This window comes from Streptomyces sp. TSRI0281, from assembly GCF_001905125.1.
Classification (GTDB): domain Bacteria; phylum Actinomycetota; class Actinomycetes; order Streptomycetales; family Streptomycetaceae; genus Streptomyces.
In genome coordinates this window covers 199,970-212,188 of the sequence record NZ_LWLE01000034.1, presented here as the reverse complement: position 1 = coordinate 212,188, position 12,219 = coordinate 199,970, and the positions used below count along the sequence as shown (strand labels likewise).

The 12,219-nt window shown below is 70.5% G+C and carries 12 protein-coding genes; 5 read left to right on the top strand and 7 right to left on the bottom strand.

The genetic code is table 11. From position 1 onward, the window contains the following. Positions 1-66 precede the first annotated feature (66 nt). From A6A29_RS32825 to A6A29_RS32805, 5 genes are all read left to right on the top strand, one after another. A complete protein-coding gene (locus A6A29_RS32825) occupies positions 67-1,653 on the top strand; it encodes a potassium/proton antiporter (protein ID WP_241838746.1) in 1,587 nt (528 codons plus the stop codon). A 332-nt stretch (positions 1,654-1,985) separates the two neighbouring features. Continuing rightward, positions 1,986-3,266: an MFS transporter gene (locus A6A29_RS32820; protein WP_073725798.1), complete on the top strand. Its 1,281-nt coding sequence runs from the start codon at positions 1,986-1,988 to the stop codon at positions 3,264-3,266. Positions 3,267-3,332: 66 nt separating this feature from the next. Beyond that, positions 3,333-3,695: an FmdB family zinc ribbon protein gene (locus A6A29_RS32815; protein ID WP_073725796.1), complete on the top strand. Its 363-nt coding sequence runs from the start codon at positions 3,333-3,335 to the stop codon at positions 3,693-3,695. A gap of 86 nt (positions 3,696-3,781) precedes the next feature. Beyond that, positions 3,782-4,726, top strand: a complete 945-nt coding sequence (locus tag A6A29_RS32810; RefSeq protein ID WP_079183123.1) for an S-methyl-5'-thioadenosine phosphorylase — start codon at positions 3,782-3,784, stop codon at positions 4,724-4,726. 263 nt (positions 4,727-4,989) lie between these two features. After that, complete coding sequence (locus tag A6A29_RS32805; RefSeq protein WP_079183122.1) at positions 4,990-5,664, top strand: RcpC/CpaB family pilus assembly protein; 675 nt, start codon at positions 4,990-4,992, stop codon at positions 5,662-5,664. A 105-nt stretch (positions 5,665-5,769) separates the two neighbouring features. Here A6A29_RS32805 and A6A29_RS32800 read toward each other — a convergent pair whose 3' ends face one another. The 7 genes from A6A29_RS32800 to pflA all read right to left on the bottom strand — a co-directional run bounded on the left by A6A29_RS32800 (position 5,770) and on the right by pflA (position 12,077). Beyond that, positions 5,770-5,997 (bottom strand): hypothetical protein, encoded by a 228-nt coding sequence (locus tag A6A29_RS32800; RefSeq protein ID WP_073725794.1) that lies wholly within the window; start codon positions 5,995-5,997, stop codon positions 5,770-5,772. 39 nt (positions 5,998-6,036) lie between these two features. After that, a complete protein-coding gene (locus A6A29_RS32795) occupies positions 6,037-6,405 on the bottom strand; it encodes a hypothetical protein (RefSeq protein WP_073725792.1) in 369 nt (122 codons plus the stop codon). Next, positions 6,402-7,103 carry a Rieske (2Fe-2S) protein gene (locus A6A29_RS32790; protein ID WP_073725790.1) on the bottom strand — a complete coding sequence of 234 codons (702 nt, stop codon included), beginning with the start codon at positions 7,101-7,103 and terminating at the stop codon, positions 6,402-6,404. The genes A6A29_RS32795 and A6A29_RS32790 overlap by 4 nt, the downstream gene beginning before the upstream one ends. After that, a complete protein-coding gene (locus A6A29_RS32785) occupies positions 7,100-7,702 on the bottom strand; it encodes a 4Fe-4S dicluster domain-containing protein (protein ID WP_073725788.1) in 603 nt (200 codons plus the stop codon). Before A6A29_RS32785 ends, A6A29_RS32790 begins: the two co-directional genes overlap by 4 nt. Before the next feature lie 6 nt (positions 7,703-7,708). Further along, positions 7,709-10,033, bottom strand: a complete 2,325-nt coding sequence (locus tag A6A29_RS32780; RefSeq protein ID WP_073725787.1) for a molybdopterin oxidoreductase family protein — start codon at positions 10,031-10,033, stop codon at positions 7,709-7,711. Beyond that, positions 10,030-11,190, bottom strand: coding sequence for an MFS transporter (locus A6A29_RS32775; RefSeq protein ID WP_073725786.1), 1,161 nt, complete (start codon positions 11,188-11,190; stop codon positions 10,030-10,032). Before A6A29_RS32775 ends, A6A29_RS32780 begins: the two co-directional genes overlap by 4 nt. 92 nt (positions 11,191-11,282) lie before the next feature. Then, on the bottom strand, positions 11,283-12,077 hold the full coding sequence (gene pflA / locus A6A29_RS32770; protein ID WP_073725785.1) for a pyruvate formate-lyase-activating protein: 795 nt from the start codon (positions 12,075-12,077) through the stop codon (positions 11,283-11,285). Between the last annotated feature and the right edge of the window lie 142 nt (positions 12,078-12,219).

Here is a 12,219-nt window from a genome sequence, read left to right as displayed (position 1 = left end):
CGGACCCTGACTGTCCACGCGCTCAACGAACTCCTGCTCGTCTGCTCGCTCGTCCTGCTCGTCGCCGTGGCGGCGGTACGGATCTCCTCGCGCAGCGGGCTTCCCAGCCTGCTCCTGTACCTCGGCATCGGGATCGCCATAGGGCAGGACGGCATCTTCGACGTCAAGTTCGACAACGCCGAGCTGACCCAGGTGATCGGCTACGCCGCCCTGGTCGTCATCCTGGCCGAGGGCGGACTCGGCACGAAGTGGAAGGAAGTCAAACCCGCGTTGCCGGCAGCCGCGATGCTGTCGACCGTCGGCGTGGGCATCAGCGTGGGCGTCACCGCGTCGGCGGCGCACTATCTCGTCGGGCTGGACTGGCGGCAGGCGCTCATCATCGGCGCGGTCGTCTCGTCCACCGACGCCGCCGCCGTGTTCTCCGTGCTGCGCAAGGTGCCGCTGCCGTCCCGGATCACCGGCGTACTGGAGGCCGAGTCCGGGTTCAACGACGCCCCTGTGGTCATCCTGGTGGTGGCGTTCTCCGCGGTCGGCCCCGTGGAGCACTGGTACGTACTGGTCGGCGAGATAGCCCTGGAGCTGGCGATCGGCGCGGCCATCGGCCTCGCGGTCGGCTGGCTCGGCTCCTTCGGGCTGCGGCATGTGGCCCTGCCCGCGTCGGGCCTCTACCCGATCGCCGTGATGGCCATCGCGGTGTCCGCGTACGCCGCCGGCGCCATGGCGCACGGCAGCGGGTTCCTCGCCGTCTATCTGGCAGCGATGGTCCTCGGCAACTCCAAGCTGCCACACTGGCCCGCCACCCGCGGATTCGCCGACGGACTCGGCTGGCTGGCCCAGATCGGCATGTTCGTGCTGCTCGGGCTGCTGGTCACGCCGCACGACCTGGTCGACGACTTCTGGCCCGCGGTGGTGGTGGGGCTGGTGCTGACCGTGGTGGCCCGGCCGCTGTCGGTCTTCCTGAGCCTGGCGCCGTTCCGGCTGCCGCACCGCGAGAAGGCCCTGATGTCCTGGGCCGGGCTGCGCGGCGCCGTACCCATCATCCTGGCGACCATTCCGATGGTGTCCGGGATCGAGGGCAGCACCAGGGTCTTCAACATCGTCTTCGTGCTCGTCATCGTCTACACACTGATCCAGGGGCCGACCCTGCCCTGGCTCGCGAAGGCCCTGAAGATCGCCGACGAACCGTCCGAGACCGCCGACCTGGGCATCGAGTCGGCGCCTTTGGAGCGGCTGCGCGGGCATCTGCTGTCGGTCGAGATCCCGGCCCGGTCGAAGATGCACGGCGTGGAGGTCGGCGAGCTCCGGCTGCCCGCCGGGGCCGCGGTCACACTGGTCGTACGGGACGGGAAGAGCTTCGTCCCGGCACCGGCCACCGTGCTGCGACGCGGGGACGAACTGCTGGTGGTGGCGACCGATCCGGTGCGCGACGCGACGGAGGCCCGACTGCGGGCGGTCGGCGAGGGCGGCAAGCTGGCCGGGTGGCTGGGGACGGGCGGCGGCCCGGACGGCGCGGGCGGTTCCGGCGGATCACGCGGGGGCAGCCGGTCCGGAGGGTCGGGCGGATCACGTGGAGCCGGCCGGTCGAGCGGATCGCGTGGAGGCAGCCGGTCCGGCGGAACGGGCGGGTCCTCCGATGCGAAAGCACGGCACTGATCACAAAGAGCACGGCGCTGATCGCAGAACACCACACCGCACTGATCGCAGAAGCACGGTGCTGATCACAGGCAGGCACCGTGACCTTGCGCGCAATCGCAGGTGAGCGGGGACTCCTGCCTGTAGCATGAAGGAAATCTGATCGACCAACTCTGTCTGAAGCAGAGCTGGCGCGACCCGTATGGCGGTCGTGGCGCCCTCGCCCCTTGCAGCGAGCGCCCGGCATCTACCGCAGTTCCGCGCGAAGAGGACAGCTCTCGGCGCAGCCTCCGTACGAGCCCCACAAGGGCTCCCGGGAGGCGCCGCCACCAGGCGGCAGAAAGGCAAGGACCGTGGCGTCCACGGTCTCCGACCGCCCCGGATACGGGCAACTGCTGCGCACCCCCGGTGCGTGGACCTTCCTCCTCCCGGGCTTCGCCGCACGGCAGCCCTTCGCGATGCTGACCATCGGCATCGTTCTCCTCGTCCAGCACACCACCGGGTCCTACGGCAGCGCAGGCGCTGTCGCCGCCGTCTCCGGCGTCTCCATGGCCCTGTTCGCCCCGCAGAGCGGCAAGCTCGCCGACCGTTTCGGGCAGCGCGCGGTGCTGCTGCCCGGTGTCCTGGTGCACGCCGTGTCCGTGAGCGCGCTCACGGCGCTCGCGCTGGCGGACGCGCCCCTGTGGGCGCTGTTCCTGGCCGCTGTGCCGACCGGTGCCTCCATTCCGCAGATCGGGCCGATGGTGCGGGCCCGCTGGGCGGCCGTACTGGGAGCCGCTCCCGGTCGGCCCGCCTCTCCGCTGATGTCCACGGCCGCCGCCTTCGAGTCGGTCACGGACGAGTTCACGTTCGTGCTGGGACCGGTCCTCACCACCGCGCTGTGCACCGGCGTGCACCCGGCGGCCGGGCTGATCACGGAAGCCGCGCTGACGCTCATCGGCGGCCTGCTCTTCGCCGCGCAGCGCTCCACCCAGCCCGACCCCCGCAGCGCGGCCAACGCGGCCGAACCGCGCGTCTCGGCGCTCTCCGTACCCGGCGTCCGGGTGCTCGCGATCGCCTTCCTGGGCATCGGTGCCGTATTCGGCGGAATGCAGGTCTCACTGACCGCGTTCGCCGAGGAGATCGGCCACCCCGGAGTGAACGGCATGTTGTACGGGATCTTCGCGGCGGGCAACATGCTGGCCGGGATCGCCTGCGGTGCCATCGTCTGGAAGATCAGCCCGCGCCGCCGTCTGATCGTCGGCTACCTGGCACTGACCCTGACCGCGTCCGGACTGTGGGCCGTGAACTCCGTGCCGCTGCTGGCCGGGCTCGGACTCCTGGTCGGCCTCTCCATCGCTCCCGCGCTGATCAGCGGCTACACCCTGGTCGACGCGCTGGTTCCGGCCTCCGCCCGGACCGAGGCGTTCACCTGGCTGACGGGCGCGGTGGCGTTGGGCCAGGCCGCGGCGGTGACCGTGGCCGGACAACTCGCGGACGCCCACGGCGCGAGCACCGGATTCCTGGTGCCGCTGGTGGGGACCGTACTGGCGCTGGCGACGCTGCTGGCCCTGCGTTCCCGGCTGAATCCGAGCCCTGCGGGACGCACCGTCGCACGTGGGATCGGTCACCGCGAGCCGGTCACGGTGGACTGATCCAGCGGAATACGTCAGTATGGACCGTCGTTAGCACTCATTGAGTGAGAGTGCCAGGAGGAGCAAGTGCCGACCTATCAGTACCAGTGCACCGCATGTGGCGAGGGCCTTGAGGCGGTGCAGAAGTTCACCGATGATGCCCTGACCGTGTGCCCGAGCTGCGACGGACGCCTGAAGAAGGTGTTCTCCGCGGTCGGCATCGTCTTCAAGGGTTCCGGTTTCTACCGGAACGACAGCCGTGGCTCTTCGTCGAGCAGCACAGCGGCGACCTCGAAGTCGTCCGACTCCGCATCCGCCTCGTCGTCCTCGACGGGTTCGGACTCGAAGTCGACCGCTGCGTCTTCGTCATCCTCGTCTTCGTCACCCTCGTCTTCTTCGTCGTCGTCTTCCTCCACGTCGACTTCGTCGAGTGGTACGTCGGCCGCCTGAGCCCACGTACGCTCCACACGTCTCACCGGGACCCCGCCGATCGACTCGGCGGGGTCCCGGCGTTTTCCCCCCGATACTGTGACCGCATGGCGAACGCACAGGCACAATCGGTCACGGGTACGAGTACGGGCGCGGGTACGGGGACGGGTACGGGGACGGACGCACGTACGACGGGGTCTTCGGGCGTTCCGGGCGCTTCCCCCGGTGCGGAGATCGGTGTCATCGGCGGCTCGGGCTTCTACTCCTTCCTGGAGGACGTCACCGAGGTACCCGTGGACACCCCGTACGGGCAGCCCAGCGACTCGCTCTTCCTCGGCGAGATCGGCGGTCGCCGGGTCGCCTTCCTGCCCCGCCACGGACGCGGCCACCACCTGCCGCCGCACCGCATCAACTACCGCGCCAACCTCTGGGCGCTGCGCTCCGTCGGGGTGCGTCAGGTGCTCGGACCGTGCGCGGTCGGCGGGCTGCGGCCGGAGTTCGGCCCCGGGACCCTGCTCGTACCGGACCAGCTGGTGGAGCGGACCAAGGCCCGTCTGCAGACGTATTACGACGGTGAGACCCGGGCGGACGGAGCCGTGCCGAACGTCGTGCACCTGGGCTTCGCCGACCCGTACTGCCCCGAGGGCCGCAAGGCCACGCTCGCGGCGGCGCGCGGGCGTGACTGGGAGCCGGTGGACGGCGGGACCCTGGTCGTCGTCGAGGGGCCGCGTTTCTCGACCCGTGCGGAGTCGCGCTGGCATGCGTCGATGGGCTGGTCCGTGGTCGGGATGACCGGGCACCCGGAGGCCGTGCTCGCCCGCGAACTGGGGCTCTGCTACACGACGATGACCCTGGTGACGGACCTGGACGCGGGTGCCGAGGCAGGGGAGGGCGTCTCCCACGAGGATGTGCTGAAGGTGTTCGCGGCCAATGTGGACCGGCTGCGCTCGGTGCTGTTCGACACGGTGGCCGGGCTGCCGGTGAACGAGAGCCGCGACTGCGCGTGCGCCCACGCGCTGGACGGGATCGACACGGGCATCGAGCTGCCGTAGGGCCGGGGGCGGGGACCGGGCGCGTGCGTGCAGGTTCCTGGGGACGCGTGCGGTACCTGGGGGACGCGTACCGGTTCGTGGGGGGACGCATACCCGTTCCGGGGGGCCTTTCGGTGCCTGGGTGACCCGTGTGGGTGCCGGAGTTTTCCACAACGTGGGGATTGTCCACAGGGCTCAGCGGGATTCCGGCTGAGCGTGGATCGTGAGGGGAGTTCGGCCGGGACATCCGGCCGGGCTCCCCTCACTCGATTCCAGGTGGCGCCATGTTCCCGCCCGTTTCCCCCGCCCGTCCCACTCCCCCGGCGCATCCCGCCGGCGGCCCTGCTCACCCCTCACATCCCTCCGACACCTCCGAAGCTGCCCGCTTCGGCTCCGGCGCGCGTACGAGGGCACCGTGGCCGCCGGTTTCCGCGCCCGCTCCGTTCGGGGTGCCGCCGTTCGCGCCGCTGCGGGTGCGCGGCGGTGGCGCGTACCGGCTGCGGCGCATGGTGCGCAGGCAGCGGCGCGCGATGGCTGCGGGGCTGGCGCTGACGGCTGCCGCGCTCGCCGCCTCGGGGCTGGGCGGCGAGGAGGGAAAAGCCGCTCCTCCGGGTCCACCGCCGGAGCCCGGACGACAGTCGGTGCGGCTGGTGTCCGCGCCGGTCCGGATCACGGATGCGGCGACGGTCCGGCTGCTGCGGCCGGGAGACCGTGTCGATGTGATCGCGTCCGAGGAAGCGGGCGGTGACGCCCGGGTGGTGGCGAAGGACGTACGGGTGACGAAGGTGCCACGGACCGCTGCCGAGGACACGGACCTGCCGGACACGGGCGGCGGGACGGGCCCGGAGGCGGGCGACGGTGCGCTGGTGGTGCTGTCCGTGCGGCGCGAGACGGCTGTGGCGCTGGCCGGGGCGAGCGCGTCGGGGCACTTGGCCGTGGCGGTGTCCCATGCGTACTGACGCCCCGTCGCTTCACCCTGTCGAATTGACTGATGGGACAGGGTTACCTGCGCCGTCCTCGGGTCGCGGAGCAGTCTGCTCCCCTCACGGCACAGGTGACGCAGCTCAGATGTGGTGGGGCGGCTTCTCGTCGAGGAAGCGTGCGAGGTCGGCGGCGCTGCCACCGGTCGCGGGCCGCTCGCCCCACCCCCGGTCCGTATCGTCCGCGGACTGCTGGTCCAGCGGATCGTCGAAGATCAGAACCGACGTGGGCTTCGGCTCCTGCGGCGGCATTTCCTGCTGGTGCGGCTGCTGCTTCGAATCTCGCGGTCCGGGGGCGGGGGCGGTGCTCATGCTTCCAGGGTACGGCGGCTCTCGGCGGGGTGACGGCGGTCAGCGGTCCTCGGGGTCGATCAGCCAGAGACCCAGCACGACGAGGAACGAGAGGCAGAGGAAGCCGGCCCCCCACCAGGCCGTCCCGGTGTTGCCCTCCATCCATTCGTCGATGATCACGGTCAGACCCCAGAGCTGGCCGACGACCACGGTCATGGCGAGCGTGAGGCGGGCCGTCAGTTTCGAGGAGCGCTCGGGTTCCTGGTCGGTGCCCGCTCCGGGGCCGGGGCCGGTGTGCCGGACCCGTGGGTCGCCGTAACCGCTGGTGGCGCGGATCTGCGGATAGCGCTCATGGAGGGGGCGGTTCAGCTCGGGGCGGGCGCTGCCCGGGTGGTACTGCGGGCCGGAGGGCTGCTGGGGTTCGGTCATGTTCGCCTGCCGGGGGTGTCGGCCTCGGTCGCCCCGGCGTCGGCCGCACGGGGCGGTGACTCCGCGCCGCCGCTGACGTCGGGGCAGCCGATGCGGGCTGCGAGGTCCGGGCGTTCCGCGCCGAGCTGGCGGCAGAGTCCGTGCTCGATGCTCTCGCCGGAGCGGGTGGTGCCGATGGCCCAGACACTGCCGTCGGTCTGCTCGGTGAGCGCCACCTTGGGCAGGGCGCGGGGCGGTGGTCCGGCGGTGACCTCTCCGGACCGGGCGTCGAAGACTCCCTCGTGACAGGGGCAGTAGAGCTCGCCATCCGTGCCCCGGTCCTTGCGCCAGAGCACGGCACAGGCGAGATGGGTGCAGACCGCGGAGTAGCCGACAAGGGTGCCGTCATTGAGCCGTACCGCGACGGCCCGGTCCTCCTCGCCCGGATAGCGGAAGGAGATGGACTCGCCGGGCAGCAGCTGCTGGGTGACCCTCTTGGGCTCAGGGGTCTTGCCGTCCTCCGCGTCGCCGTGGCGGTGCAGGATTCCGGAGGCCACCCCGAGTCCCCCGACGGCGAGGCCGCCGGAGACCGTGGCGACGATCCGGAGGTAGTCGCGCCGGGTGGTCAGGGAGTCGGCGGCGATCCGGTCGTGCAGCGCCTCGCGCGGGTCGCCGCCGTTGTGCCGGCCGCCACCCGGCTGCTGTTCGGTGACGCTCATCGGCGGACGTCCTTACCGTTGATCTCGACGACGGGCAGGCCGCCGGGTACGGGCCACTGGACCCTGTCCGCGGGGACGACCATGGCCACACCGGTGCGGACCTCGGACTCGCCGAAGACGAAGCTGTCGGCGACCTGGACGCCGGGGCGTTCGGCCTGGAGCTCCTCAAGGGTTCCGTAGAAGAGCGCTCCGGTGGGGCAGACGGTGGCGCACATGGGGGCCAGGCCGTAGGCGGTCCGGTCGTAGCAGAGGTTGCACTTCAGCTGCAGCTTCGCCTGGAGGTCGATCTTCGGCACACCGAAGGGGCAGGCGTTGACGCAGTTGGCACAGCCGATGCAGCGGGTGGTGTCGGCCTGCTGCACCACACCGTCCGCGGTGACCAGGATCGCGTCGGCGGGGCAGACCTCGGCGCAGGGGGCCACCGGGTCCTCGCAGTGCATACAGACCGTGGGAAGGGAGGCGACGGACCGGCCCTCGTCGGTGTAGTCGAGGTGGATCATCGATTTACCGCGGTGCGAGTCGCATTCGCGGCAGGCGGAGACACATGCCTGGCAGCCGATGCAGCGCCCCGGGTCGATGAAGATCGTTCTGCCCATCATGGGGCCTCAGCTCCTCTCCGAGGTGCCACGGCCCTGCGGGGCCGTGGGAGGCAACGGGTCGGTACGGGAGACCTGGGTCTCCGGATAGGCGGTATGACCGGGGGCGACCGGAGGCGCGGGCACCTCGTCGATCTTCTCGGCGTGCTCGATACGGCAGGCGCACACCTTGTATTCGGGGATCTTGGAACGGGGGTCGAGAGCGTCGATGGTGAGGGCGTTGGCCGCGGTGGGGACCGGCCAGTGGTACGGGATGAAGACGGTGTCGGGGCGGATCGCCTCGGTGACCAGGGCGGGGAAGACCGCGCTGCCGCGCCGGGTGACGACGCGGACGGGTTCGCCGTTGCGGAAGCCGTGGGAGGGGTGGATCTCGGCCCAGGGGCGCGGGGTCTGTTCGACGAGGGCACCCAGCCGGCGGGTCTGGTTGCCGGAGAGGAAGTGGGCGACGGTGCGTCCGGTGGTGAGCGACATGGGGTGCTCGTCGTCGTACGGGTCCATCGGCGGGTGCCATTCGACGACCTGCATATGGATCTTGCCGTCGGGGTGGTAGGTCTTCCCGTCCTCGAAGAGCCGGGGGGTGCCGGGGTGGTCGGTGGAGGGGCAGGGCCAGGCGATCCCGCCGGTCTCCTCTAGCCGTTCGTACGTGATGCCGTAGTAGTCGTTGACCGTCCCGGCGGAGGCGATCCGCAGTTCGTCGAAGACCTCGCGGGAGTCGGCGAACGCGAACTTGTCGCCCGCGCCGAGCCGCTTGGCGAGTTCGCACATCACCCAGGTGTCGGTCCGTACGCCTGGGGGCGGGTCCTGGGCCTTGTTGTGCTTGACCACCCGGGCCTCGGCGTTGGCCATCACCCCGTCGTCCTCGGCCCAGGTGGTGACAGGGAAGACGACATGCGCGTTGGCCGCGGTCTCGGAAAGGAAGAAGTCGAATTGGGCATGGAATTCGGTGGCGTCGTACCCCTCCTTGACGACCTTGTAGTTGGGCAGGGAGACGAAGGGGTTGTTGCAGATGCCGATCAGGCCGCGGATCTCGCGGCGCTGCATCTGCCAGACCATTTCCATCATCGAGGTACCGGCGGGCGGGAGTTCGGACTCCTCGATGCCCCAGATCTCGCAGATCTGCCGCCGGTGCTCCTCGTTCATGATCGAGCGTCCGCCGGGGAGGAGGTCGGACTTCTGGCCGTGTTCGCGGCCGCCCTGTCCGTTGCCCTGGCCGGTGATGGTGCCGTAGCCGGCGCCGGGCTTGCCGATGTGTCCGGTGGCGGTGCAGAGGTTGATCACGCTGAGGCAGTTCTCGACGCCCTGCGAGTGGTGCTCGATCCCCCGGGCGTGCCAGGCCATGGCCCTGGGCGCGCGGGCGAAGGTACGGGCGACCTGGACGATCTGTTCGGCGGGCACCCCGCAGATCCCGGCGGCCCGGGACGGCGGGTAGGCGGCGACCGTGGCCTTCACCTCCGCCCAGCCGGTGGCGTGGGCGGCGAGATAGGTCTCGTCGGTGAGGCCCTCCTCGATGATCACGTTGAGCACGGCGTTGAAGAAGGCCGAGTCCGTGCCGGGCTTGAGCGCGACATGGATGTCGGCGGTGCGGGCGATCGCGGTCTCGCGGGGGTCGATGACGATGAGGCTGGCGCCCCGGTCCCGGGCTCCCCACACGTACTGGGTCATCACGGGGAAGCACTCGCCGACGTTGGAGCCCGCGATGAGCAGGCAGTCGGTGAGCAGGATGTCGGAGAAGGGGTTGCCGGCCCGGTCGATGCCGAAGGCGAGCTTGTTGGCGCTCGCCGCGCTGACCATGCAGAGCCGGCCGTTGTAGTCGACGTGCCGGGACTTGAGGGCGACCCGGGCGAACTTGCCCACCAGATATGTCTTCTCGGAGAAGAGGCTGGCGCCGCCGAGGAGACCGAAGGCATCGTTCCCGTGGGCCTGTTGGATGCGCGTGATCTCGGAGACGGTGAAGTCGAGGGCCTCGTCCCAGGAGACCTCGCGGAACTCCTCGTCACGGGAGCGGCGCATGAGCGGGGCGGTGAGCCGGTCGGGGTGGTTGACCTGCTGGTAGGCGTTGATGCCCTTGGGGCACAGCCGCATCCGGTTGATGTCGTGGTTGCGGGGTTCGACGCCGAAGACCTTGCCGCCGCGGTCGACCCGCAGATACATCCCGCACTGGACTCCGCAGAAGCAGCAGTGGGTGGGGACGAGCGTCTCGCCGTTCTGGTCGGCGTGCCACTGGTCGGCCGGGATCCCGCCGGCGTCCCGGAAGCCGCGGGTGCCGGGCGGTGCGAGCGAAGGGTCGAGGGGGAGATACGTACGGCGGTCGGCAGCTCGCGGATCCGCGGTCACTTGAAGCCCTTCTTCACCTGGGAGAGATAGGCGCTGCCGCGCAGCACCCGCTTGCAGCGCGGGCAGTACTCGGCCCACTCGTCGAAGCCGAGCCGGAGGTCACGCATGGTGCCGCGGAGGTTCTCGACGTACGGCCCGGTGTCGATGGGTTCCTCGCAGCGGCGGCAGGCGAAGACCTTGTCGTCCTTGCGGCCGGTGTACTTGAACAGCTGCATGCCGACCGCTGCCGGGCGCTGGACGATGTGGAAGAACTTCCCGAACGGGATGTAGATGAGGGTGAAGACCACCGAGACCATGTGGAGGATCGCCAGGAACTCGTAGCCGCCACCATGCAGGAAGATCGAGGAGAAGGTGAGCAGCAGACCCGTCACGGAGATGACGATCAGCGCGATCAGCGGCACCAGGTCATAGGCGAAGCGCTGGCCGGTGATGGCCCCGCGGTCCTTCATCCGGCGCCAGAGGAAGTACGAGGCGCCGGGAATGACGAGCACGGCGGCGATGTCCAGGCCGTGGAACATCAGCCAGCCGAGAATGTTCAGCGAGTCGAAGCCCAGGATCTTGAAGCCCCAGATCCGCATCTCGTAGCCGGGGCCCGATCCGCTTCCGGAGGTGAAGGTGAACCAGCCCCAGGTCAGCGGGAAGGTGATCAGGGAAGCGAGGATGCAGCCCCAGAAGATCAGCTGGTGGGCGGCCCAGCGGGCGTGCGACCTGGCGCCGAGGAACTTCTGGAAGCCCAGATAGGTGGCGATCATCTTCGGCAGGGCGGTGGGGGCCTTGCGGAAGTTCTCGACCGAGAAGAGGCTGCGCCGGCCCTGTGTGAACAGGCGGCGGGCACCGGGCGCGGAGATCCAGACCGTGTAGCGGTACGCGACCCCGAAGGCGAGGAAGACGGTGGCCACGGCGTACGGAAGGAGAGCAGAGTCGAAGTTGAGGAGCATCCGGCTGCCGAACACGATCGCGAGGATCAGCAGGACGGAGACGGCCACTCCGGCCAGGGTCGCCCGGGTGGTGACGGACCGGACGGCGGGGGCGGCGGTCGATGCCCCGGGAGCGCCGGGCCCGGAATCGGTGCCGCCCCCGGAATCGGTGCCGCCCCCGGTGGGCCCGCCAAGGGCGGGCTGCGCTGCTGCGGCGGAGGCTTCTGGTGGCTCGGTCACCCGGCCACCGTAGAACCGTATGGGGTGATTAGCCCTGTTTTGGCCGACCAAGGGGTGAGCGCGTCGCCCGGAATGGCGCAGGGCCCGCCATGTCAGACGGCCCGCAGTCCGTGGGCCTCGAAGAGCGACCGGGCCGAGGCGGCCTGCTCGGGGGTGGGCGAGGGGGTGTCGTGCAGCGTGAAGGGCATACCCAGCGCCTGCCACTTGGCCTCGCCCAGCTTGTGGAAGGGCAGGACATCGACGCGGGAGACATTGCCGAGGGAGGCGGCGAACGAGGCGACGCCGTCGATGTTGCCCGGGTCGTCGGTCAGTCCGGGCACCAGCACGAAGCGGATGTGCACCTCCTTGCCCAGGTCGGCGAGGCGGCGGGCGAAGTCCAGGGTCGGCTCCAGCTGCCGGCCGGTGACCTTCCGGTAGGTGTCGCGGTCCCAGGACTTGATGTCGAGCAGGACCAGGTCGACATCGCGCAGCAGCGCGTCGGTGGCACGGGCGCCGAGGAAGCCGGAGGTGTCCAGGGCCGTGTGCAGGCCGAGCTCGTGCTTGAAGCGGTGGAAGAGCTCACCGGCGAACACCGGCTGGAGCAGCGGCTCGCCGCCGCTGATGGTGGCGCCGCCACCCGCCGCCCGGATGAACGTCGTGTACTTGGCCGCTTCGGCGACCAGGTCGTCCGCCGACGTACGCGTACCGCTGCGCATCCGCATCGTGTCGGGGTTGTGGCAGTAGAGGCAGGCCAGCGGGCAGCCCGCCAGGAAGGTGACGAACCGGGTGCCGGGCCCGTCGACACCCGTCGACAGGTCCCAGGAGTGGACCGAGCCGGAGATCGGCCGGTGGGTGGCCGCACCCGCCGGGGTGGCGGGGGTGAGGGCGTTGTCGAGGAGCGGAGCCATGGCAGGGGCCTCCTGTACGGACGGCTGGCGGCAAGCGGGGCGGGAGGTGCGAGGTGCGTGAGGGGCGAGGTGCGTATGTGGGGGTGAGGCGCGTGGGGGCTGGGTGGCGGCGCGCGACGCCGGGGCCCTACGGGGGAGGGGC

Excerpts from the sequence above, each read along its gene's own strand:
- A6A29_RS32810 (WP_079183123.1), top strand. The coding sequence starts at position 3,782 with ATGGCGAACGCACAGGCACAATCGGTCACGGGTACGAGTACGGGCGCG.
- A6A29_RS32805 (WP_079183122.1), top strand. The coding sequence starts at position 4,990 with ATGTTCCCGCCCGTTTCCCCCGCCCGTCCCACTCCCCCGGCGCATCCC.
- A6A29_RS32800 (WP_073725794.1), bottom strand. The coding sequence starts at position 5,997 with ATGAGCACCGCCCCCGCCCCCGGACCGCGAGATTCGAAGCAGCAGCCG.
- A6A29_RS32795 (WP_073725792.1), bottom strand. The coding sequence starts at position 6,405 with ATGACCGAACCCCAGCAGCCCTCCGGCCCGCAGTACCACCCGGGCAGC.
- A6A29_RS32790 (WP_073725790.1), bottom strand. The coding sequence starts at position 7,103 with ATGAGCGTCACCGAACAGCAGCCGGGTGGCGGCCGGCACAACGGCGGC.
- A6A29_RS32785 (WP_073725788.1), bottom strand. The coding sequence starts at position 7,702 with ATGATGGGCAGAACGATCTTCATCGACCCGGGGCGCTGCATCGGCTGC.
- pflA (WP_073725785.1), bottom strand. The coding sequence starts at position 12,077 with ATGGCTCCGCTCCTCGACAACGCCCTCACCCCCGCCACCCCGGCGGGT.